The sequence below is a fragment of the Streptomyces sp. NPDC101225 genome (genome assembly GCF_044767585.1).
In the GTDB taxonomy this organism is placed as follows: Bacteria; Actinomycetota; Actinomycetes; order Streptomycetales; family Streptomycetaceae; genus Streptomyces.
Window position 1 is genome coordinate 1 of record NZ_JBIWOE010000066.1, and the last position, 23,248, is coordinate 23,248.

Annotated in this window: 15 protein-coding genes; 5 read left to right on the top strand and 10 right to left on the bottom strand. The window is 72.5% G+C overall.

What is annotated here, in order from left to right; genetic code table 11:
• The coding region (locus ACIRPX_RS43435; protein WP_404205663.1) for a maltotransferase domain-containing protein at positions 1-608 on the bottom strand (608 nt) is incomplete at its 3' end.
• A 237-nt stretch (positions 609-845) separates the two neighbouring features.
• A complete protein-coding gene (locus tag ACIRPX_RS43440) occupies positions 846-2,048 on the bottom strand; it encodes a S8 family peptidase (protein ID WP_404205664.1) in 1,203 nt (400 codons plus the stop codon).
• A gap of 312 nt (positions 2,049-2,360) precedes the next feature.
• Here ACIRPX_RS43440 and ACIRPX_RS43445 point away from each other — a divergent pair, with 312 nt between their 5' ends.
• Entirely contained in the window at positions 2,361-4,979 is a 2,619-nt protein-coding gene (locus tag ACIRPX_RS43445; RefSeq protein ID WP_404205665.1) for a glycosyltransferase family 1 protein, read from the top strand.
• A 7-nt stretch (positions 4,980-4,986) separates the two neighbouring features.
• Here ACIRPX_RS43445 and ACIRPX_RS43450 read toward each other — a convergent pair whose 3' ends face one another.
• From ACIRPX_RS43450 to ACIRPX_RS43480, 7 genes are all read right to left on the bottom strand, one after another.
• Positions 4,987-5,505: a DUF1990 family protein gene (locus tag ACIRPX_RS43450; RefSeq protein ID WP_404205666.1), complete on the bottom strand. Its 519-nt coding sequence runs from the start codon at positions 5,503-5,505 to the stop codon at positions 4,987-4,989.
• A 69-nt stretch (positions 5,506-5,574) separates the two neighbouring features.
• Positions 5,575-7,242: a M4 family metallopeptidase gene (locus tag ACIRPX_RS43455; protein WP_404205667.1), complete on the bottom strand. Its 1,668-nt coding sequence runs from the start codon at positions 7,240-7,242 to the stop codon at positions 5,575-5,577.
• 252 nt (positions 7,243-7,494) lie between these two features.
• The gene (locus ACIRPX_RS43460) at positions 7,495-9,519 is read right to left on the bottom strand and encodes a M4 family metallopeptidase (RefSeq protein ID WP_404205668.1); all 2,025 of its coding nucleotides are present in this window, start codon (positions 9,517-9,519) and stop codon (positions 7,495-7,497) included.
• A 273-nt stretch (positions 9,520-9,792) separates the two neighbouring features.
• Positions 9,793-11,550 carry an ABC transporter ATP-binding protein gene (locus ACIRPX_RS43465; protein WP_404205669.1) on the bottom strand — a complete coding sequence of 586 codons (1,758 nt, stop codon included), beginning with the start codon at positions 11,548-11,550 and terminating at the stop codon, positions 9,793-9,795.
• Positions 11,547-13,322, bottom strand: a complete 1,776-nt coding sequence (locus tag ACIRPX_RS43470) for an ABC transporter ATP-binding protein (protein WP_404205670.1) — start codon at positions 13,320-13,322, stop codon at positions 11,547-11,549. Before ACIRPX_RS43470 ends, ACIRPX_RS43465 begins: the two co-directional genes overlap by 4 nt.
• Before the next feature lie 23 nt (positions 13,323-13,345).
• Positions 13,346-15,208, bottom strand: coding sequence for an ABC transporter ATP-binding protein (locus ACIRPX_RS43475; RefSeq protein ID WP_404205671.1), 1,863 nt, complete (start codon positions 15,206-15,208; stop codon positions 13,346-13,348).
• Positions 15,205-17,004 (bottom strand): ABC transporter ATP-binding protein, encoded by a 1,800-nt coding sequence (locus ACIRPX_RS43480; RefSeq protein ID WP_404205672.1) that lies wholly within the window; start codon positions 17,002-17,004, stop codon positions 15,205-15,207. Before ACIRPX_RS43480 ends, ACIRPX_RS43475 begins: the two co-directional genes overlap by 4 nt.
• 145 nt (positions 17,005-17,149) lie before the next feature.
• Between ACIRPX_RS43480 and ACIRPX_RS43485 the strand changes: the two genes are divergently transcribed.
• Genes ACIRPX_RS43485 through ACIRPX_RS43500 form a run of 4 tightly spaced genes read left to right on the top strand, consistent with a single transcriptional unit; the run spans position 17,150 to position 20,711 of the window.
• Positions 17,150-18,055, top strand: coding sequence for an ATP-binding cassette domain-containing protein (locus ACIRPX_RS43485; RefSeq protein ID WP_404205673.1), 906 nt, complete (start codon positions 17,150-17,152; stop codon positions 18,053-18,055).
• Positions 18,052-18,786, top strand: a complete 735-nt coding sequence (locus ACIRPX_RS43490) for an ABC transporter permease (RefSeq protein ID WP_404205674.1) — start codon at positions 18,052-18,054, stop codon at positions 18,784-18,786. The genes ACIRPX_RS43485 and ACIRPX_RS43490 overlap by 4 nt, the downstream gene beginning before the upstream one ends.
• Before the next feature lie 25 nt (positions 18,787-18,811).
• On the top strand, positions 18,812-20,077 hold the full coding sequence (locus ACIRPX_RS43495) for a sensor histidine kinase (protein ID WP_404205675.1): 1,266 nt from the start codon (positions 18,812-18,814) through the stop codon (positions 20,075-20,077).
• On the top strand, positions 20,067-20,711 hold the full coding sequence (locus ACIRPX_RS43500; protein ID WP_404205676.1) for a response regulator: 645 nt from the start codon (positions 20,067-20,069) through the stop codon (positions 20,709-20,711). Before ACIRPX_RS43495 ends, ACIRPX_RS43500 begins: the two co-directional genes overlap by 11 nt.
• Before the next feature lie 64 nt (positions 20,712-20,775).
• Here the strand turns inward: ACIRPX_RS43500 and glgX are convergent, their stop codons facing one another.
• Positions 20,776-23,028, bottom strand: a complete 2,253-nt coding sequence (gene glgX, locus ACIRPX_RS43505) for a glycogen debranching protein GlgX (protein ID WP_404205677.1) — start codon at positions 23,026-23,028, stop codon at positions 20,776-20,778.
• Positions 23,029-23,248 lie beyond the last annotated feature (220 nt).

The following is a 23,248-nucleotide window of genomic DNA, read 5'->3' on the forward strand; positions in this document are numbered from 1 at the left end:
AGCAGCGGCAGCGTCGCCGAGGCGGTCACGAACTCCCGCAGCGGATGCCGGGCCAGCACCGCGTCCACCTCCGGCGTCAACGCCGCCGCCAGCCGCGAGGCGGCCGGACGGCTCTCGTCCCGCAGCGCCGCCACGGCGGCGGCGATCACCCGCCGCTCACCGGCGGGCGTGCCCTCGGCCGCGCGCTCGTACAGGCGCGCGCCCTCCTCCAGCACGAGCTCCGTGTCCATCCCGGCCGGGATCTTGATCTGGGCGTGGTGGCGCCAGGTGGTGACCGGGTCGCCCCAGGCCTCCACGGTGTACGACCACCGGCCGGGCTCGCCCGCGGTGACGGTGGCGCCCCACCGGTCCGTACCGGGGGCCAGTTCCCGCATCGGCGTCCAGGGGCCCGGACGGCCCTCTGGATCCCGTAGGACGACGTTGGCGGCCACGGCGTCATGGCCCTCGCGGAAGACGGTGGCCGAGATCTCGAACGTCTCTCCGGTCACCGCCTTGGCGGGCCTGCGTCCGTGCTGGACGACCGGCCGGACGTCGAGGACCGGGATGCGCCCGAGAGTCTCCTCGGCGCCGGACGTCGGTGGTGCTGGCGAGTGGTGCGTGGCGGGCATGACCGCTCCTGTCCGCGTCAACGTGGGTGGGCGGATGGCTGTGGGGAGGTGGGTCCTGCGGGGTGTTTCCTGTGATCTGCCTGTCGTGTACCCGGGGAGCCTTCCCACCCTATTCGGGTGAGCAATCCGGCACTTTGTTAACTACTCACTCGTATGTCTACACACAAGACCGGCCCCGTTCGTGAACGAACGGGGCCGGTCCGAGTACTCCTGGACGAACGAACCCGACCACCGCCGCTACGGGGCCGGAACCTGCAGCAGCTCGTCCGGCGAGCCCAGGCCCCGGTCGGAGACCTTCCCGGACACCGCCAGCTTGACCAGCGCCTTCGCGACCTGGGCCGGTGTCGCCTTCGGATGGCCGGCCAGGTAGAGCGCGGCCGCACCGGTGGCGTGCGGCGCCGCCATGGACGTACCGGAGAAGGTCGCCCTGCCGGTGTCGCTCGCGTACGAGGCCGAGGTGATGGACACTCCCGGGGCGAACAGGTCCACGGCCGGTCCGAAGTTCGAGAAGCCCGCCCGCGCGTCGGTCCGGCCGGTCGCGCCGACCGTGATCGCCTCCCTGACGTCGGCCGGGGAGAAGAGGCCCGCCGGCCGGCCGTCGTTGCCCGCGGCGACGGCGTAGGTGACGCCCGAGGCGATCGAGGTGCGTACGGCGGCGTCCAGCTGGGCGTTGTGGGAGCCGCCCAGGCTGAGGTTGGCGACAGCCGGCTTCCTCGCGTGCCTGGTCACCCAGTCGATCCCCGCGATGACCTGTGCCGTCGTGCCGGAGCCGTTGTTGTCCAGGACCCGGACCGAGACGACCCTGGCCAGCTTGGCGACGCCGTACGTGGTGCCGGCGATGGTGCCGGCGACGTGGGTGCCGTGGCCGTTTCCGTCGTTCGCGGTCCTGTCGTTGCCGACGAAGTCCCATCCGTAGCTCGCCCGGCCGCCGAAGTCCTTGTGGGTGATCCGGACACCGGTGTCGATCACGTACGCCGTCACCCCGCGGCCCGCCCGGTCGGGTGAGAGGTAGCGCCCGTCCAGCGGCAGGCTCCGCCGGTCGATCCGGTCCAGGCCCCAGGACGGCGGGTTCTTCTGGGTGCGCTCCAGGGTGACCCGGGTGTCCTGGACGACCGAGGCGACCCGGGAGTCGGCCGCGAGCCGTGCGGCCTGTCTCTCGTTCGCCCGGATGGCGTAGCCGTTCAGGACCGTGCCGTAGCTGTGGCTTATTCTCGCCCCGTACTTCTCGGCCAGGCCCTTTCCGGCCGCCGACAAGGCCTTCGTGTCCCCCCTGAGCGTCACCAGGTAACTTCCGCCGACGGCCCCCGGCCCGCCGGCGCCGAGTATCCGCCCCTCAGGTGCGGCGTGCGCGGGCAGGGTGCCGGCCGACAGCGCGGCGGTGCAGGTCACCGCGGTCAGTCCCCCCGCCCAGCGCAGACGCCGTGATCGCGTCCGTGCCATGCTCCGAGTTCCCCTCCTCGACTCGGCGTACGGTGACCGTCGGTCACCGGGGTGCACCCGGCTGTGGTCCGGTACGCCTCCCGGCAGCCTCTCGTGCGGTGCACAGGGCCACAAGAGGGCCCATGGGGAGGGAATCGGCCATGTCCGCCATGGTGGAAGCATGAAGGTTGCGGCTTTTTTCGGACTTCGCAGGAGTCTGTCGTGTTCTTGGACGTGCCGTGGTTGCGGAGCCCCCGGCACCGATACCGTCGAGGTTGACGACGAGGCGCACAGTGTTGTGCGCCCGCACAGCGACACGCGTCGAGGTGGAAAGTGAAGGCGATCCGTCGATTCACCGTCCGACCCGTTCTCCCCGAGTCCCTCAGCCCGCTGAGCGATCTGGCCCGCAATCTGCGCTGGTCCTGGCATCCGGAGACCCGAGACCTGTTCCAGTCCGTCGATCCCGAGCACTGGGCCGCCTGCGACGGCGATCCCGTCCGGCTGCTGGGGAGCGTGTCGCCCGCGCGGCTCGCGGAACTGGCCGAGGACCATCGATTCCTGCGCCGCCTGACCGCGGTCTCGGACGACCTGAACGACTATGTGAGCGGCGACCGCTGGTACCAGGACCAGGCCGGGGAACTGCCCGCGGCCATCGCGTACTTCTCGCCCGAGTTCGGGATCACCGCCGCCCTGCCGCAGTACTCCGGCGGTCTCGGCATCCTCGCCGGCGACCATCTCAAGGCGGCCAGCGATCTCGGCGTGCCCCTGATCGGGGTGGGCCTGCTCTACCGGCACGGCTACTTCCGCCAGTCCCTGTCCCGGGACGGCTGGCAGCAGGAGCACTACCCGGTCCTGGACCCCAACGAGCTGCCCGTCGCCCTCCTGGAGGAACCCGACGGCACACCCGCCCAGGTCTCCCTCGCCCTGCCCGGGGGCAGGCAGCTGCACGCCCGCGTCTGGCACGCCCAGGTCGGCCGCGTCCCGCTGCTGATGCTCGACTCGGACGTCGAGGAGAACGACCTCGGCGAGCGCGGGGTGACCGACCGGCTCTACGGCGGCGGCAGCGAGCACCGGCTGCTGCAGGAGATGCTCCTGGGCATAGGAGGGGTACGGGCGGTGCGCACGTACTGCCGGCTCACCGGCCACCCCGGGCCCGAGGTCTTCCACACCAACGAGGGCCACGCGGGCTTCCTCGGCCTGGAGCGCATCGCCGAGCTCTGCGACCAGGGGCTGGACTTCGATTCGGCCCTGGAGGCCGTCCGGGCCGGGACCGTGTTCACCACCCACACCCCCGTGCCCGCGGGCATCGACCGCTTCGACCGCGAGCTGGTCGCCCACCACTTCGGGACCGACGCCGAGCTCCCGCGCATCGACGTCGAGCGCATCCTGCGGCTCGGCATGGAGACCTATCCCGGCGGCGAGCCGAACCTCTTCAACATGGCCGTGATGGGCCTGCGCCTCGGCCAGCGGGCCAACGGCGTCTCCCTGCTGCACGGCCACGTCAGCCGGGAGATGTTCTCCGGTCTGTGGCCGGGATTCGACCCCGACGAGGTGCCGATCACCTCCGTCACCAACGGCGTGCACGCGCCCACCTGGGTGGCGCCCGAGGTCTTCCGGCTCGGTGCCCGGGAGATCGGCGCCCAGCGCACCGAGGACGCGATGACCGTCGGCGGCTCGGACCGCTGGGACGCCGTGGCGGACATCCCCGACCAGGACATCTGGGAGCTGCGCCGCAGCCTGCGCGAACAGCTGGTGGACGAGGTGCGCCGGCGGCTGCACGCCTCCTGGCGCCAACGCGGCGCCGGAACGGCCGAGTTGGGGTGGATCGACGGCGTCCTCGATCCGGACGTCCTCACCATCGGCTTCGCACGGCGCGTCCCGTCGTACAAGCGCCTGACGTTGATGCTGCGCGACCGCGACCGGCTGATGGACCTGCTGCTGCACCCCGAGCACCCGGTCCAGATCGTGGTCGCGGGCAAGGCGCACCCGGCGGACGACGGCGGCAAGCGGCTGGTGCAGGAGCTGGTGCGGTTCGCCGACGACCCGCGCGTGCGCCACCGCATCGTCTTCCTGCCCGACTACGGCATGGGGATGGCGCAGAAGCTCTACCCGGGCTGCGACATCTGGCTCAACAACCCGCTGCGCCCTCTGGAGGCGTGCGGCACCTCCGGCATGAAGGCCGCCCTCAACGGTTGCCTCAACCTCTCGGTGCTGGACGGCTGGTGGGACGAGTGGTTCCAGCCCGACTTCGGCTGGGCGATCCCCACGGCGGACGGCGCCGGGACGGACCCCGACCACCGCGACGACATAGAGGCGGGCGCGCTCTACGACCTGCTGGAGCAGCGGGTGGCCCCCCGCTTCTACGAGCGGGGCCGGCACGGCCTGCCCGACCGGTGGATCGAGATGGTGCGCCGGACCCTCACCCTGCTCGGCCCGAAGGTGCTGGCCGGCCGGATGGTGCGCGAGTACGTCGAGCGCCTCTACACGCCGGCCGCGCACGCGCACCGCGCGATGGACCCCGCCTCCGCGCGGGAACTGGCCGGCTGGAAGGACCGGGTGCGGTCCGCCTGGCACGAGGTCAGCGTCGACCATCTGGAGACGTCCGCGCACACGCCCACCGCGGAACTCGGCACCACACTCGCTCTGCGGGTGCGCGTCGCCCTCGGCGGGCTCGCACCGGACGACGTGGAGGTCCAGGTCGTCTCGGGCCGGGTGGACCAGCAGGACCGCATCGCGGACGCGGTCGCGGTCCCGCTGAAGCCGACGGGCGGACCCGACACGGAGGGCCGCTGGGTCTACGAGGGCCCGCTCGCCCTGGACCGCACCGGGCCCTACGGCTACACGGTGCGCATCCTGCCCGCGCACCGGCTCCTCGCGTCCGGGGCGGAGCTCGGGCTGGTCGCGGTGCCCTCGGAGGAGACGGGCGAGGGAGGCGGGGTGCTGCTGCGGTGAGCCGGGCTCACACGTCCGAGTAGGGGGCGCACATCCGCTTCAGCACGCTCCCGCACCGCCGGGTGTAGGCATGCTGGATGCCGCGCGTCGCAGGGCCGCCCGCACGGGCGTACCACTTCGCCGCGCGGCTGAAGGCGTCCACGGTCAGCCACACCGTGCCGTCGCCGGTGCGGTCCACCACGAACGCCTCCTCGCCGCACTCGGGGTGGCCCGCCAGCGTGCCGTAGGCCCAGCCGGCGCGGCGGGTCTCCTCGACCGTGTAGACGACGCGGCAGGGGGCCTTGATCAGCCCGGCGAAGCTCACCGTGACGTCGACCCCGGGCGCCGCGCGGTCCGCGCCCGCCTCGATGCCCACGCCCAGCTCGCGGTGCATCTCCCAGGTCAGCACCGCCTCGGCGGCTCTGTGGAAGACCTTCTCCCCCTCGCCGATGCGCATGCGTACATGCATCGGGTGAAACCCCGGCGGGCAGAACCCGGCGCGGCGGGTCCCGCCGACGTCGTCGTACGTGAAGTCCTCCAGGCGCATGGCACCCAAGAGTAGGGCGGTACCCGGGAGCGGCCACGCTCCGGGTACCGCCCGCCAACCCGCCTCGGACTAGTTCACGTTGACCGCGGACCAGGCCGCGGCCACCGCCTTGTACTCGGTGCTGCTCGCGCCGTACAGCGCGGAGGCGGCGGACAGCGTGCCCGTGCGCGCCTTCGCGTAGTTGGTCGTCGACGTGAAGTACGTGGTCAGCGCCTTGTACCAGATCTGCAGCGCCTTGTCCCGGCCGATGCCGGTGACCGTCGAGCCGTTGGACGTCGGCGAGTTGTAGCTCACGCCGTTGATGACCTTGGCTCCGCTGCCCTCCGAGAGGAGGTAGAAGAAGTGGTTGGCGACACCGGACGAGTAGTGCACGTCCTTGTTGCCGACACCGGAGGACCAGTAGTCGGCCGAGCCGCCGTCCTTGCTGGGCTTGTCCATGTAACGCAGCGGGGTGCCGTCGCCGTTGATGTCGATCTTCTCGCCGATGAGGTAGTCGCCGACGTCGCTGCTGTTGTTGGCGTAGAACTCCACGCCGGTGCCGAAGATGTCGGAGGTCGCCTCGTTCAGGCCGCCGGACTCACCCGAGTAGTTCAGGCCCGCGGTGTTCGAGGTGACGCCGTGGCTCATCTCGTGGCCGGCCACGTCCAGCGAGGTGAGCGGGTGGGTGTTGCCCGAGCCGTCGCCGTAGGTCATGCAGAAGCAACTGTCGTCCCAGAAGGCGTTCACGTACGAGTTGCCGTAGTGGACGCGGGAGTAGGCGCCGACCCCGTTGTTCTTGATGCCGCTGCGGCCGAAGGTGGACTTGTAGAAGTCCCAGGTCTCCTGCGCGCCGTAGGCGGCGTCGGCCGCGGCGGTCTGGTCGGTCGCGGAGCTGGAGGCCGTGCCGGTGCCCCAGACGTTGTCCGTGTCGGTGAACAGGGTGCCGGTGCCGGACGTGCGGTGCTTCAGGTTGTACGTCTTGTGGTTGCCGCGCGAGGCGTCGGTCAGCGTGTACGACGAGCCCGAGCCGGACGTGGTGAGGCTGACCGTGCCCGAGTACAGCGTCTTGCCGGTGCCGGTGGCGTTCTCGATGCCCTGGTACTCGAAGAGCTTCTTGCCGGTGGCCGCGTCGGTGATGACGTGCAGCTGGTTCGGGGTGCCGTCGTCCTGGAGGCCGCCGACGACGGTCTCGTAGGCGAGGACGGGCTTGCCGGAGCCGGCCCAGATCACCTTGCGGGCGCCGTCGGCGGAGGACTTGGCGGAGCCGAGCGTCTTGGCGGCGCTCACCGCCTGCTTCTCCGCCGTGGTCGGGGTGACCTGCGCCTTGAGCGAGGCGACCTTGATGGCGGCCGGGGTCGCCTTGGTGACGCCCTCCGTCCGGCCGGCCTTCGAGGTGTGCACGACGAGGTCGCCGCCGAGGACCGGCAGGCCCGCGTAGGTGCGCTCGTAGCGGGTGTGGACGGTGCCGTCGGCGTCCTTGACGACGTCCTTGACGACCAGCTTCTCCTTGGTGCCGAGGCCTATCTTCTGCGCCGTCTGCGCTATGTCGGCCTGGGCCTTCTGGACGAGCGAGGTGCGGGCCGCCGCCGAGAGCGCGGTGGGCGCGGCGGCGAGGGGGGCCTTCCCCGTCGGGTCGGACGGGATCTGGGCCGATGCCGGGCCGGCGGCGAGTCCGCTGGTGAGCAGGGCTCCGGCGGCGACGGCGGTGGCGACGGCCAGGCTTGAGCGCTTGTGACGCGCGTAGCGGGGGGTGGTCACACAAGCTCCTTGGAGTGGGGGTCCGGCAGGGCAGTGGGGCGCCCGGGCCGGAAGCGGAGTGAATTTGTGCGGCGGTTGTGAGGAAGAGTGACATTGGCGATGCGTACATGTCAGGACCCCCAAGTGATGTTGGCCGAAAGTCGACTGCCGGGTGAACGTTTCGTTCATGTAACAGCGGCGGGAACGGGAGAGCGCCGCCCCGGGGGATTCGAACCTCCGGAGCGGCGCCCTGACCTGGGGTCCCGGCTCGGCCTAGGGGAAGGTGAGCTTCCAGCTGTTGATGTAGCCGGTGTCCTGTGCCGCCTCGTCCTGCACCCGCAACTTCCAGGTGCCGTTGGCGACTTCGGAGGAGGCGTTGACGGTGTAGGTCTCCTGGACGTTGTCCGCCGAGTCGTAGGCACTGAAGTTCTTCAGGCGGTACGTCGACCCGTCCGGCGCGACCAGGTCGATCACCAGGTCGCCGCGCCAGGTGTGGACGATGTCGACCGAAACCTGAAGGTTCGACGGGGCGTTGCCCGTGCGGCCGGAGACGGTGATGGACGACGTCACGGCCGGTCCGTTGTCCGGAATCGACACGTCGGTGGTGTTCTCGAAGGACGTGCCGCCGCCCCCGCCGCCGCCGGAGCGTGAGCCGACCGCGACGGCGGCCCAGGCGTCCTGCACCGCCTTGTACTCGGTGGACGTGGTGCCGTACAGCTCGCCCGCCGCCGCGAGCGTGCCGGTGCGGGCGCTCGCGTAGTTGGTGGTGGAGGTGAACTTCGTGGTCAGCGCCCGGTACCAGATCTGCAGCGCCTTGTCCCGGCCGATGCCGGTGACCGGAAGCCCGTCCGACGTGGGCGAGTTGTAGCTCACGCCGTTGATGACCTTGGCTCCGCTGCCCTCCGAGAGGAGGTAGAAGAAGTGGTTGGCGACGCCGGACGAGTAGTGCACGTCCTTGTTGCCGACTCCGGAGTACCAGTAGTCGGCCGAGCCGCCGTCCTTGCTGGGCTTGTCCATGTAGCGCAGCGGGGTGCCGTCGCCGTTGATGTCGATCTTCTCGCCGATGAGGTAGTCGCCGACGTCGCTGCTGTTGTTGGCGTAGAACTCCACGCCGGTGCCGAAGATGTCGGAGGTCGCCTCGTTCAACCCGCCCGACTCGCCGGAGTAGTTGAGCCCGGCCGTGTTCGAGGTGACGCCGTGGCTCATCTCGTGGCCGGCCACGTCGAGGGAGGTCAGCGGGTCCTGGTTGCCGGAACCGTCGCCGTAGGTCATGCAGAAGCAGCTGTCGTCCCAGAAGGCGTTCACGTACGAGTTGCCGTAGTGGACGCGGGAGTAGGCGCCGACGCCGTTGTTCTTGATGCCGCTGCGGCCGAAGGTGTTCTTGTAGAAGTCCCAGGTGACCGCCGCGCCGTAGTGGGCGTCCGCGCCCGCCGTCGCCGCGTTCGACGTGGTGCCGTTGCCCCAGGTGTTGCTGGTCTGCGAGAACAGCGTGCCGGTGCCGGACGTCCCGTGGTTCAGGTTGTACGTCTTGTGGCCGCCGCGGGCGCCGTCGGTCAGCGTGTAGGAGGAGCCCGACTGCGTCGTGGTCAGCGGGACCGTGCCGCTGTACTGGGTGTTGCCGGTGCCGGTGGCGTTCTCGATGCCCTGGTACTCGAAGAGCTTCTTGCCGGTGGCCGCGTCGGTGATGACGTGCAGCTGGTTCGGGGTGCCGTCGTCCTGGAGGCCGCCGATGACCGTCTCGTACGCCAGCACCGGCCTGCCGGTCGCCGCCCAGATCACCTTGCGCGCGCTGTCGGCGCTCGCCCTGGTGGAGCCGAGGGCCCGCGCACGCTTCACGGCCTGCTGCTCGGCGGCCGCCCTGGTGATGTCCGGGGTGACGCCGGAGACCTTGACGGTGGCGTTCGTCGCCTTGATGACGCGCTCGGTCGCGCCCGACTTGGCGGTGTCGACGATGAGGTCGCCGCCGAGCACGGGCAGGCCGTCGTAGGTGCGCTCGTAGCGGGTGTGCACGGTGCCGTCGGCGTCCTTGACCACGTCACGGGCGACGAGCTTCTCCTTGGCGCCGAGGCCGATGTCCCGGGCGGTCTGCGCGCGGGCGGTGTCGGCGTCGCGTATCAGCTCCGCGCGCTGGGAGGCGGTGAGCTGCACGGCCGCGTGGGCCGGGTTGACCTTGCCCGTCGAGGGCCGGGCGGGGGCGGCGGAGGCGGCGCCCGACTGGACGGCCGCGGCGAGCAGGGCGGTGACGCCGGCGACGGCGACGATGTGGGAGGTGCGTCTGCGAGAGATATTGCTTCTCAACACTGACTCCTTCTGCGTGGCCACGGGGTTGCGCGGCCAGGGGAGATCCGGACGATGGGTCGACCGTCCGGCCAGAACTGTGCAGAACCAATGCGGAACCAGGTGCTCGGCCGTGTGGACACAGCGAGGTGTTGCTGTGGGGTTGCTGTGGAACGGCCGTGGGAAGCCTGGCACCGGATGGCGCTTTCTGTCAGGGGCGCGTCAGGAACTTGGCCGAATCTGGTTCGTTCTCCGGTGGCTTGTGTTCGCTATCCGGAAAGCGTGGCCGATTCGTCAGGTGCGGTCCCCGTGCCACGTCCGCCACAGTGCCGCGTACGCGCCCCCGGCCGCCACCAGCTCCTCGTGCGTGCCGAGTTCGCTGAGCCGGCCGTCCTCCATCACGGCCACCCGGTCCGCGTCGTGCGCGGTGTGCAGGCGGTGTGCGATGGCGATGACCGTGCGGCCCTCCAGCACGGCGGCCAGGGCGCGCTCGGTGTGCCGGGCCGTTGTCGGGTCCAGCAGCGCCGTCGCCTCGTCGAGGATCAGTGTGTGCGGGTCGGCCAGCACCACGCGCGCGAGGGCGAGTTGCTGCGCCTGCGAGCCGTCGGTGCGGCACCCCCCGTCGCCGAGCGCCGTGTCGAGCCCGTCCGGCAGCTCCCGCACCCAGTCGCCGGCGCCGACCGCCGTGAGGGCGGCCCACACCTGCGCGTCCGTGGCGGCCGGTTCGGCGATCAGCAGGTTGTCGCGGACCGTGCCGAGGAACACGTGGTGCTCCTGGGTGACCAGCACGACCTGGCGGCGCAGCTGCTCCGGTCCGAGGGCGACCACGGGCACCCCGCCGACCGTCACCGTGCCCTCGGTCGGCGCGTCGACGCCCGCGAGCAGCCGGCTGAGCGTGGTCTTGCCCGCGCCGGAGGGGCCCACGACGGCCAGCCGCTCGCCCGGCCGGACGGTCAGGTCCACCCCGCGCAGCACCTCGCCGCCGCGGTCGTAGGCGTACCGCACCCCGGTCACGTCGAACCGGTCGTCCGCCGGGGCCGGGGCCTCGGCCTCCCGGGCGCGCGGGGCCCGGGCCAGGCCCTCCACACGGGCGAAGGAGGCGCCGCTGCTCTGCAGTTGCTCGATCCGCATCAGGATCTCGTCGAGCGGGCCGCTCAGCCGCTGGAGGTACAGGGCCGCGGCCACCACCGCGCCCAGACTCAGCGTGCCCCGTCCGTGCAGCACGCCGCCGACCAGCAGGACGGCCGCCACGGGCACCAGGTAGGAGATCTCCACGGACGGGAAGAACACGGTACGCAGGAACAGCGTGTAGAAGCGGGTGCGCCGGGAGGTCTCCAGCGCGTCCCGGCTCGCCGCGATCCGCCGCTGCTGCAGCCGCAGGGTCTCGACGGTGCGGGCGCCGGAGGCCGTCGCCGCGACGATCTCGGCGACGTCGGAGGTGGCGGCGCCCTCGGCGAGGTAGCCGTCGCGGGCCCGGCGCAGGTACCAGCGCAGCGCGCACCAGGTGCCGGTCAGGCCCAGCAGGCCGCACGCGCCGAGCAGCGGGTCCAGCCAGAACACCGCGCCGAGCAGGAACAGCGCCTGCACGGTGTTGATGAGCAGCTCGGGTCCGACGTCGCGCAGCGTGGTGCCGACCATGGCCACGTCGGCCGTGCCGCGGGCCGTCAGGTCGCCGGTGCCGGCGCGCTCCACCACGGAGGCGGGCAGGGCGAGGGTCCGGCCCACGAACTGCTCCCGCACCCGGGCGAGGGTCCGCTCGCCGAAGCGGTGGCCCACGTAGCGGGCCCAGCGGGCGAGCAGCAGCTGGGCGAGGGAGCACAGCAGGATCCACAGGGCCAGGCGGTCCACCGCGTCGACGCCGCCGCCGGCCCTGACCCGGTCGACGATCCGGCCGACCAGCCAGGGGCCGGCCAGGCCCGCGGCGGCGGCCAGGCAGTTGAGCGCGAGCACGGCGGCGAAGGCCCCTCGGTCGGCCCGCAGCAGCCGTACGACGGCCCGGCGTACGTCGGCACGCTCCGCGACGGGCAGCCGGCCCGACGTCCGCGCCGTCACCGTACGACCTCCTCGGCGTCGGCGTCGCGGGCCACGAGGGCGCGGTATCCCGGCTCGGTGTCCAGCAGTTCCCGGTGTCCTCCCGCGGCCGCGACCTTGCCGTCCACCAGGTAGTACACGGTGTCCGCGTGGTCCAGCACGAGGGGGGAGGTGGTCGTGATCACGGTCGTGCGGCCCCGGCGGGCGGCCCGAAGGCGTTGCGCGACGCGGGATTCGGTGTGGGCGTCGAGGGCCGAGGTCGGCTCGACGGCGAGCAGGACCTCCGGGTCGGCGAGCAGGGCCCGCACCAGGCGGATGCGTTGGCGCTGGCCGCCGGAGAGGTTTCTGGCCTGGGCGTCGATGAGCGAGTCGAGGCCGTCGGGAAGGGCCTGGACGATGTCCTCCGCGGCCGCGGTGCGCAGGGCCCGGGTCACGGGCGCCTCCTCGTCCGCCGGGGGGTGCCCGGGTGCGGGTGCCAGGTGACGGGCGTGGTTCCCCGCGCCCCTGTGCGGCGCCTGCGGACCGCCGATCGCCTCGCGCAGGGTGCCCGCGAACAGGTCTGCCTCGTGGTCCGCCACCAGGATGCGGCGGCGGATCTGGGGCAGGGGGATCTCGTCCAGGGGGATGCCGCACCAGGTCGCCCGGGAGGGGAGGTAGCGGCCCAGGCGGTCGACGACGGACTCCGCGTCCGACGGGCGGGCGCACGCCAGCGCGGTCAGGCTGCCGGGGAGCACCCGTACGCCCGACTGCGGGTCGTGCAGGGGGGAGGGCCGCGCGGGGGCGTCGCGGGTGCCGGTGTCGGCGAGGGGCTGGAGCTGCAGGAAGCGCACGACCCGGCGGGCGGCGACCAGGCCGCGGCTGATCTGGTAGCCGCACTCGACCCAGAAGGCGACCGGGCCCACCAGGACCGCCACGAAACCGTAGACGGCGACCAGCTCGCCGATGCTGATGGTGCCCTGGGCGGCGAGCCGGGCCGCCAGCCAGGTCACCACGGCGAGGAAGAGCGTCGGCAGCCCGACGCCGAGCGCCTGCACCCAGCTGGTCACCGCGCCGACCCGGTAGCCCTGCCGGCGCAGGCGCTGCGAGTCGCGCTCGAAGGCGTCGGCGAACAGGCCCTTGCCGCCCAGGCCGTTGAGGACGCGCAGGCCGCCCGCGAGGTCCGCGATCCGGGCGGTGAGCACGCTCTGGCGCTCGCGGTACTCGGCCTCCGCGCCCTGGAGCCGGGCGAGCAGCGGGCCGACGACAACGACGATCAGCGGGATCCCGAGCAGGACGACCGAGGCGATCAGCGGGGAGATCGACAGCAGCAGACCGGCGACCACCAGATACGCCACCACCGCGCCGACCCCGGGCCCGACGACCGTCAGGGACTGGCTGATCGTCTGCACGTCGCCCACCCCGATGGTGACGACCTCCCCGGACCCGACCCGGCGCCGCAGCGCCGCCCCCAGCCGGACCGACTGCGCCACGACCACCTTCACGGTGCGGAAGTTGGCGTCCATCCGCACCCGGGTCATCGTGCGGTGGCGCATGACGCCCAGCCAGGCGTTGCACACCCCGACCGCGAACAGCGCGGCCGTCCAGCCCACCAGCGCCGGACGGTCGCCGGGCTCCAGCCCCTCGTCGATCGCCCGGGACAGCAGATACGGCGTCGCCGCCAGCAGCACCATCCACACGCTGCCGAGCACCGCACCGGCGAGCGACCGGCCCGGCTGGCACCGCACCAGCCACCACAGGTAGCGCGCTCCCCCGCGGCAGTCGGGCTCGCCCGGCTCCTCGTACGCGTCGATCATCCGACCCCCCGCTCCCCTGATCCCTACGCCAGACTGTCGCGCCACGCCCGGTGCAGATCCGCGAACCGCCCCGTGCCCGCGACGAGTTCGGCCGGGCTGCCGTCCTCCACGATCCTGCCGTGCTCCATGACCAGGACCCGGTCCGCGATCTCGACGGTGGACAGGCGGTGCGCGATGACGATCGCCGTACGCCCCTGCAGGACCGTCGACATCGCCCGCTGCACGGCCCGTTCGCCCGGGACGTCGAGCGAACTGGTCGCCTCGTCGAGGATCAGCACGGCCGGATCGGCCAGCAACGCCCTCGCGAACGCCACGAGTTGGCGCTGGCCCGCGGAGATACGGCCGCCCCGCTTGCGTACGTCCGTGTCGTACCCGTCCGGCAGCGCGGCGATGAACTCGTGTGCCCCGATCGCCTTCGCGGCCCGCTCGATCTCCTCCCGGGACGCGTCCGGGCGGCCCACGGCGATGTTCTCGGCGACCGTGCCGGAGAACAGGAACGTCTCCTGCGTCACCATCACCACCCCGCGCCGCAGACCGGCCACGGACAGCTCGCGCAGGTCGACGCCGTCCAGCAGGACCCGGCCCACGGAAGGGTCGTAGAAGCGGGCGAGCAGCTTGGCCAGGGTGGACTTCCCGGCGCCCGTCGAGCCGACCACCGCGACCGTCTGCCCGGCGGGGACGGTGAGGTCGAAGCGGGGCAGGACCTCGCCGCCGGTGCGGTAGCCGAAGCCGACCCCGTCGAAGACGACCTCGCGGCCCGGGTGCTCGCTCTCGCGCCGCGGCAGCTCCACGGGAGCCGGCGGCTCCGGTACGGACGGGGTCTGCGCGAGCAGCCCGGCGATCTTCTCCAGGGAGGCGGCCGCCGACTGGTACGCGTTCAGGAACATGCCGAGCCGGTCGATGGGGTCGTACAGCCGCCGCAGATACAGCACCGCGCCCGCCAGCACGCCCAGTTCCAGCGAGCCGTCCGCCACCCGGTAGGCGCCCCACAGCACGATCCCCGCGACGGCCGTGTTGGCGACCAGCCGGGAGCCGACGACGTAGCGGGCCATCTCCAGCAGCGCGTCGCCGTTGACCCGCTCGTGCCGCCGGTTCAGCACCCGGAAGGCGGCGTCGTTGGCGGCCTCGCGGCGGAAGGCGCGCACCGGGCGGATGCCGTTCATGGTCTCGACGAACTTGACGATGACGGCGGCGATGGCGGTGGACCGCACCCGGTACACCCGCACCGCACGCCGCTGGTAGACCCGCACGAGCAGGTAGAGCGGTACGAAGGACGCCACCGCCACGGCGCCGAGCCCCAGGTCCAGCCAGAGCAGCATCGCCGAGATGTAGACGAACGACAGGACGACCATGACGAGTTCCTGCAGGCCCTCGCTGAGCAGCTCCCTGAGCGACTCCACGTCCGCCGTCGAACGGGAGATCAGGCGGCCGCTCGTGTACCGCTCGTGGAAGTCGATGCTCAGCGCCTGCGCGTGGCGGAAGATACGGCCGCGCAGGTCGAGCAGCACGTCCTGGTTGACGCGGGCGGAGGCGAGGATGAACGCGGACTGCAGCCCGCCGGAGACCAGCGCGCACAGCAGATAGGCGACCGCCACCGCGATCAGCGGCCCGTGGTCGTGGTCCCGGAACGCCGGCACGGCGTTGTCGATCGCGTACGCCACCAGCAGCGGGCCCATCTGCACGGCCGCCTGCTGGAGCAGCAGCAGGAGCATGGTGAAGGCGACGCGCCGCTTCATCGGGGCGAGCAGGGAGCGCAGCAGCGTGGCGGTGGCGCCCGGGGGAGAGGGCAGGACGTCCCGGTCGAAGGGGTCGCCGGTGTCCTTGGGGCCGGGGAGGTCCGGTTCGTCGTCGTCCGCCGTGGGCGCGGACGTGGTCGGAGCCGTCATCGGTCGTCCTCCGCTTCTGCGGTCCCGGACATCAGGTGCGCGTACTCGGCGCTGGTGCGCAGCAGTTCGTGGTGCGTGCCCACGGCGGTGATCCGGCCGCCGGAGAGCAGGGCCACGCGGTCGGCGAGCAGGACCGTGGAGGGGCGGTGCGCCACGATGAGCGCCGTCGTGTCGGCCAGCACCTCGCGCAGGGCGGCCTCCACGGCGGCCTCGGTGTGCACGTCCAGTGCGGACAGGGGATCGTCCAGGACGAGGAATCCGGGTCTGCCGACGACCGCCCGGGCGAGCGCGAGACGCTGGCGCTGGCCCCCGGAGAGGCTGAGGCCCTGCTCGCCCACCTGGGTGTCCGTGCCGTGCGGGAGCGTGTGGGCGAAGCCCGCCTGGGCGACGGCGAGGGCGCGGTTCAGGTCGGCCGGGCCGGCGGTGTCACCGGCGCCCATGAGGACGTTGTCCTCGACGGTGGCCGAGAAGAGGGTGGGTTCCTCGAAGGCCACGGCCACCTTCGAGCGCAGCTCCGCGCGGGACATGGCGGTGATGTCCTCGCCGTCCAGGGTGATGTGGCCGGAGGTGACCTCGTGGAGGCGGGGGACGAGGGCGGTGAGGGTCGTCTTGCCGCTGCCCGTCGCGCCCACCAGGGCCATGGACTCGCCCGGACGGACGTGCAGGTCGATGCCGTCGAGGACGGGTGGGCTGTCCGCGGGCGCGTCCGGGTAGCGGAAGCGGACGTCGTCGAAGCGCAGTCCGGAGCCTTCGGGGTGTGCCGGGACCGTTCTCGCAGCCGCGGTTTCCGGCCGCGCGTCCATGACCTCGAAGTAGCGCTCCGTCGCCGTCGCCGCCTCCTGGCTCATGGCCAGCAGGAAGCCGATGGAGTCGACCGGCCAGCGCAGGGCCAGGGCCGTGGAGAGGAAGGCCACCAGGGTGCCCGCGGAGAGGGAGCCGTCGGCCACCTGGACCGTGCCGAGGACCAGGGCCGCTCCGATCGCCGCCTCGGGGAGGGTCACGATGACGCCCCAGATGGTGGCGAGGAGGCCGGCCTTGCGAAGTTCCGTGCCGCGCAGGGTCCGTGAGAGGTCGCGGAAGGCGCGGGCCTGGCTGCGGTGGCGTCCGAAGCCCTTGATGATGCGGATGCCGAGGACGCTCTCCTCGACGACCGTGGTGAGATCGCCGACCTGGTCCTGGGCCCGCCGCGCCGCACGGGCGTAGCGCTTCTCGAAGACGGCGCAGGTGATGATCACGGGGACGGCGGGACCGAGGATCACCAGTCCGAGCGTCCAGTCCTGAAGCAGCATGATGATCACGCCGACCAGGATCGTCACGCCGTTGACCAGCAGGAACGTCATCGGGAAGGCGAGGAACTGGCGCAGCAGCATCAGGTCCGTCGTGCCCCGCGACAGCAGCTGGCCGGAGGCCCAGCGGTCGTGGAAGGCGACCGGCAGGCGCTGCAGATGCCGGTAGAGATCCGCGCGCATGCCCGCCTCGACGCCCGCCAGCGGCCGCGCCACGAGCCAGCGCCGCAGTCCGAACAGCAGGGCCTCCGCGACTCCGAGGAGCAGCAGGTACAGCGCCCCGAGCCGGACGCCCGCCGGGTCCCGGCCGGCGACCGGCCCGTCGACCATCCACTTCAGGACGAGCGGGATCACCAGCCCCGTGCACGAGGCGACCACGGCGACGAACGCGGCCGTGAACAGACGCACCCGCACGGGCCGCACATACGGCCACAGACGCAGCAGGGTGCGTACGGCGGATCGTTCGGACCTCTCCCCGGGTTCTTCTGCGGCAGCGCGTGTAGTGGGCATCGGGTGTGAGCCTACGGACCGGCACCGACAACGCCCACCGAGTTTTGGCCGGTCCGGTCGTATCCCGGCATCAACCGATCGGTTGATGCCCCTTCGAGCGCGACGGCCGATGTGGCGGACCCCGGCCCGGCGGGACCCTGCTGCCATGCCTGTCATCGAAGTCACCGATCTGCGCAAGTCCTACGGCGGCCGGCCCGTCGTCGACGGCATCTCCTTCGCCGTCGAGGAGGGCGAGATCTTCGGCGTCCTCGGCCCGAACGGCGCCGGCAAGACCACGACCGTCGAGTGCGTCGAAGGGCTGCGCGTCCCCGACGGGGGCCGCGTACGGGTCACCGGCCTCGACCCCGTCGCCGACCACGCGCGCGTGTCCCGCGTCCTCGGCGCCCAGCTCCAGCAGAGCGAGCTCCAGGCCAAGCTCACCGTCCGCGAGGCGCTGGAGCTGTACGCCTCCTTCCACCCGGGCCCGCTCGACTGGGCGCCGCTCGCCGAACGCCTGGGGCTGACCGCCAGGCTGACCACCCGGTTCGCCCAGCTCTCCGGCGGGCAGAAGCAGCGCCTGTTCATCGCGCTCGCCCTGATCGGCAACCCCCGGGTCGTGGTCCTCGACGAGCTCACCACCGGCCTGGACCCGCGGGCGCGCCGGAACACCTGGCAGCTGATCGAGGACGTCCGGGCCGGCGGCGTCACCGTCCTGCTCGTCACCCACTTCATGGAGGAGGCGCAGCGGCTGTGCGACCGGATCGCCGTGATCGACCGGGGGAGGGTGGCCGCCCTGGACACCCCGTCCGGGCTGATCCGGCGTTCGGCGGGCTCCACCGTCATCAGCTTCACGCCGTCCGCGCCGCTGGACGAACGCGACCTCAACGCGCTGCCCGAACTCGCCTCGGTCGAGCACCGGGACGGCCGGATCACGCTGACCGGCACCGACGAGACGGTCAACGCCGTCATCACGCTGCTCGCCCGCCACCGGGTCACCGCACACCAGCTCCGCGTCGTGGACGCCACGCTCGACGACGCCTTCCTCGACCTGACGAAGGAGCCGGCCGCATGAGCACCGCCGTACTGCGGACCGAGGTCCGTCTCTTCCGCCGCGAACCCGGCGCCGTCTTCTGGATCCTGCTCTTCCCGACCCTGCTGCTGCTGATCCTCGGCTCCATCCCCTCCTTCAGGCAGCACCAGGACGACCTCGGCGGCCTGCGCACCATCGACGCCTACGTCCCGGTGGCCGTGCTGCTCGGCCTGATCGTCGGCGGCCTGCAGTCCATGCCGCAGTCGCTGACCGGCTACCGGGAGCGCGGCATCCTGCGCCGGATGGCCACCACGCCCGTGCGCCCGGGCGCCCTGCTGTCCGCGCAGATGGTGGTGTTCGGCGCCGCTTCGCTGGTGTCGGCGCTCCTGGTGCTCGTGGTCGGGCGGCTCGCCTTCGGCGTACGGCTGCCGCGGCAGGGCGCCGGATACGGCCTCGCCCTGCTGCTCGCCGTCCTGGTCGCCCTCGCTCTCGGATCGGTGGTGTCGGCGCTGTCCCGTACGACGAAGATCGCGGGTGCGATCGGATCCGCGGTGTTCTTCCCGTCGATGTTCTGCGCGGGTGTGTGGCTGCCGGTGCAGGCCATGCCGCACCTGCTGGGGAGGATCGTGGGCTGCACGCCCTTCGGCGCCGCCGCGCAGGCCCTGAACCAGGCGGCCGCCGGGCACTGGCCGGGCTGGAGCCATCTGGGTGTGCTGGCGGTGTGGATCCTGCTGCTGACGGGTGCGGCCACGCGCTGGTTCCGATGGGAGTAGGCGGCCGGCCGTGCAGACTGGGGACATGACCGTGGTGGACACGCACCTGGACCGGCGCTGGGAGCAGTTTCACACCTGGGGGCCGTACGGACTGCTCGGCATCAGCTTCGTCCTCGCCCTCGCCACCGCCGACCCGCACGCGTCCCCGGCCAAGTGGTACGCCGCCTGGAGCCTGATCGCCGGTGCGCTCGCGCTCCAGCTGTGGTGGCACAGCACCCGGCCCGGCGGGCCCGACCGCCGCCGGACGCCGTCCCGCGGCGGGACGGTGTACTACACCCTCCGCTGGGCCCTCGCCTTCGGCCTGACCTACCTCAACCCGTTCTTCGCGTTCTACGCCGCCGCCGGCTACATGGACGCCGACGAGACCCTGCCCGGCCGGTGGCACCGGCTCGGCCTGCTCGCCAGCGCGGTCACCGTGGCCGGCGCCCAGGCCGGCGGGCTGCCGTTCCACGGCGCGCTGCAGTGGACCGTCTTCGGCGCGCTGCTGGTCGCCAACTCCGGTCTGCAGATGGTGGTCGCCCACCTCACCGAGCAGGAGGCGCAGCGCTCCCGCGAGCGCACCGAGACCATCACCGAACTGGAGCGCACCAACACGGCGTTGCAGCAGGCCCTCGACGAGAACGCCGCCCTGCACGCCCAACTGCTGGTCCAGGCGCGGGAGGCCGGGGTCGCCGACGAGCGCCGGCGGCTGGCGGCCGAGATCCACGACACCATCGCCCAGGGCCTGACCGGGATCATCGCCCAGCTCCAGGTCGTCGTGAACACGCCCGACCGGGACCAGGCCCGCGAGCACACCGGCCGCGCCATGGAACTGGCCCGGCACAGCCTCGGCGAGGCGCGCCGCTCCGTGCACAACCTGGCGCCGGTGGCGCTGGAGAACGACGGGCTGCCCGAGGCGCTGAAGAAGACCGTCGCCGCATGGGGCGAACGGACCGGAGTACGGGCCGGGTTCACCGTCACCGGTACCGCCGAGCAGCTCCACGAGGAGGTCTCCGCCACCCTCCTGCGCATCGTCCAGGAGGCCCTGTCCAACGCGGCCCGGCACGCCCACGCCGGCCGCGTCGGCGTCACCCTCTCCTTCCTCGGCGACGAGGTCATCCTCGACATCCGCGACGACGGCACCGGGTTCGACCCCCTGGCGCTGCCCGCCCGCACCAGCGCGGGCGGCTTCGGCCTCGACGGCATGCGCGCCCGCGCCGAACGCATCGCCGGCTCGCTGGCCGTGGAGTCCGAACCGGGTCACGGCACGGCGCTGTCGGCTCGCGTACCGTTGGTCCGCCATGACCAGTGACGCCCCGATCTCCCTGCTGATCGTCGACGACCATCCCGTCGTACGCGACGGCCTGCGCGGCATGTTCGACGCGGCGCCCGGATTCACCGTCCTCGGCGAGGCCGCGAACGGCGTCGAGGCGCTGGAGCGGGCCGCCGTCCTCGACCCCGACGTCATCCTCATGGACCTGCGCATGCCGGGCGGCGGCGGAGTCGACGCCATCAAGGAGCTCGCCCGCCGCGGCGCCCGCGCCAAGGTCCTCGTCCTGACCACCTACGACACCGACTCCGACACCCTGCCCGCGATCGAGGCGGGCGCGACGGGCTACCTGCTCAAGGACGCCCCGCGCGAGGAGCTGTTCACCGCCGTCCGCGCGGCGGCCGACGGCCGCACGGTGCTGTCCCCGGCCGTCGCCTCCCGCCTGGTCTCCGCGGTCCGCTCGCCGGGCACCCCCGGCGGCGAGCCGCTCTCCGCCCGCGAGCGCGAGGTCCTCGCGCTGGTCGCCAAGGGCACCTCCAACCGCGAGATCGCCCGTGAGCTGTTCATCAGCGAGGCGACCGTGAAGACCCATCTCACGCACCTCTACGCCAAGTTGGGCGTGAGCGACCGCGCGGCGGCGGTGGCGACCGCGTACGAGCGCGGGATCCTCGGCTAGACCGACAGGGCCTGGGGCCGGGACCGGGAGGTTCACCGGCAGGCCCTCCCGGCCGCAGCGCCACTCAGCCGGCCGGCGAGACCTTCAGCAGCAGGACCGCCCGCGCCGGCACCGTGATCGGCGTCCCCGACCGGTGCACCACCCCCGGCTCCTCGGCCTGGGCCTCGCACGAGGTGTCGACCACGACCTCGTAGCGCTCCGCCCACGGCCGCCCCGGCAGCACGAACGCCGCCGGCCGGTCCCCGGCGTGCAGGACGGCGAGGAAGCTGTCGTCGAGGACCGGGGCGCCGAGTTCGTCGCGGCCCGGGATGTCCCGTCCGGAGAGGTACATGCCGAGCGTGGCGGCCGGTGCGTACCAGTCCTCCTCCGTCATCTCCGTGCCGCGCGCGGTGAACCAGGCGAGGTCGCGCAGGCCGTCCGCGGAGTGCGCCCGGCCGGAGAAGAAGGCGCGGCGGCGCAGCACCGGGTGGCGGTGGCGCAGGGCGATCAGCCGGGCCGTGAGGTCGAACAGGGCCTTCCAGCCCGGCTCTTCCAGCAGCCCCCAGTCCAGCCAGCCGATCTCGTTGTCCTGGCAGTAGGCGTTGTTGTTGCCGCGCTGGGTGCGCCCCAGCTCGTCGCCCGCGACCAGCATCGGCACGCCCGTCGACAGCAGCAGCGTGGTCAGCAGGTTCCTCAGCTGGCGCCGCCGCAGGGCCCGTACCCGCTCGTCGGGCGTCTCGCCCTCGGCGCCGCAGTTCCACGACCGGTTGTCGTCCGTGCCGTCCCGGTTGCCCTCGCCGTTCGCCTCGTTGTGCTTGCGTTCGTAGGACACCAGGTCGCGCAGGGTGAAACCGTCGTGCGCGGTGACGAAGTTGACCGAGGCGTACGGCCGCCGGCCGCCCCACGCGTACAGGTCGCTGGAGCCCGACAGGCGGTAGCCCAGGTCCCGTACGTCCGGCAGCGCGCCCCGCCAGAAGTCCCGCACGGCGCCCCGGTACCGGTCGTTCCACTCCGTCCACAGCGGCGGGAACGCGCCCACCTGGTAGCCGCCGGAGCCGACGTCCCACGGCTCGGCGATCAGCTTCACGCGCCGGAGCACCGGGTCCTGCGCGATGACCGCGAGGAACGGCGACAGCATGTCGACGTCGTGCATCGAGCGGGCCAGTGCGGCGGCCAGGTCGAAGCGGAAGCCGTCCACGCCCATCTCCGTCACCCAGTAGCGCAGCGAGTCGGTGATCAGGCGGAGCACGTGCGGCTGCACGACGTGCAGGGTGTTGCCGCAGCCGGTGTAGTCGGCGTAGCGCCGCGCGTCGGACTGGAGGCGGTAGTAGCCGCGGTTGTCGATGCCCTTCAGGGAGAGCGTCGGTCCCAGCTCGCTCGCCTCCGCCGTGTGGTTGTAGACCACGTCGAGGACGACCTCGATGCCGGCCGCGTGCAGCGCGCGGACCATGCGCTTGAACTCGCCGACCTGCTGGCCCGTGGTCCCGGACGCGGCGTACGCGGCGTGCGGCGCGAAGTAGCCGACGGAGTTGTAGCCCCAGTAGTTCTTCAGGCCGCGGCGCAGCAGGTGGTCCTCGTGCGCGAACTGGTGGACGGGCAGCAGCTCCACGGCCGTGACGCCCAGCCGGACCAGGTGCTCGACGGCGGCGGGGTGCGCCAGCCCGGCGTAGGTGCCGCGCAGCTCCTCGGGAATGCCGGGGTGCAGCTTGGTGAAGCCCCTGACGTGCAGCTCGTAGATGACCGAGTCCGCCCAGGGCGTCTTCGGGCGGTGGTCGTCGGCCCAGTCGTCGTCGTCATGGACCACGACGCCCTTGGGGACGTACGGGGCCGAGTCGCGGTCGTCGCGGACGGTGTCGGCCACGTGCTGCTGCGGCCAGTCCCGCACATGCCCGTACACCTCCGGCGGCAGGCTGAAGTCGCCGTCCACCGCGCGCGCGTACGGGTCGAGGAGCAGCTTCGCCGGGTTCCAGCGGCCACCGGTCCACGGGTCCCAGCGGCCGTGCACCCGGTAGCCGTAGCGCTGCCCGGGCATCACGCCCGGGACGAAGCCGTGCCAGATCTCGTGGGTGAGCTCGGTCAGCCGCGCCCGCGTCTCCTTGCCGTGCTCGTCGAACAGGCACAGCTCCACCGCCTCGGCCCCGCCCGCCCACAGTGCGAAGTTGGTGCCCGCCACCCCGTCCTGGCCGACCCGGAACCTCGCTCCGAGGGGTGTCGAGGCACCCGGCCGCACCGGCACGCCCGGTACCTTCCGGGGCGCGCCGTTGACCGCGGCGGCCGGCTGCGCGCCCCCTTCGGCCCGCCCCTCGGCCACCGCCTCCTGCTCGGCTGCGCTGGACACCTGTCCGCCTCCCACGGCTCGTGGGACGACCTGGAAAAAGAGCGCACGGCGTCCCGGCCGCGGCTCCCCGTCGCGTCGTCCTCCCCAGTGTTCTGCCCAGAGCGTGGCCAAACGACCCGAGGCACGTGCGGGTGCGGCGAAGCTCCCCGCGGCGCGGGGCCGTGGCGGCGGAGCGTGCCGCACCGACGTTTCCCCTGGCGGGCCGCGTCGTTGGGCAGCA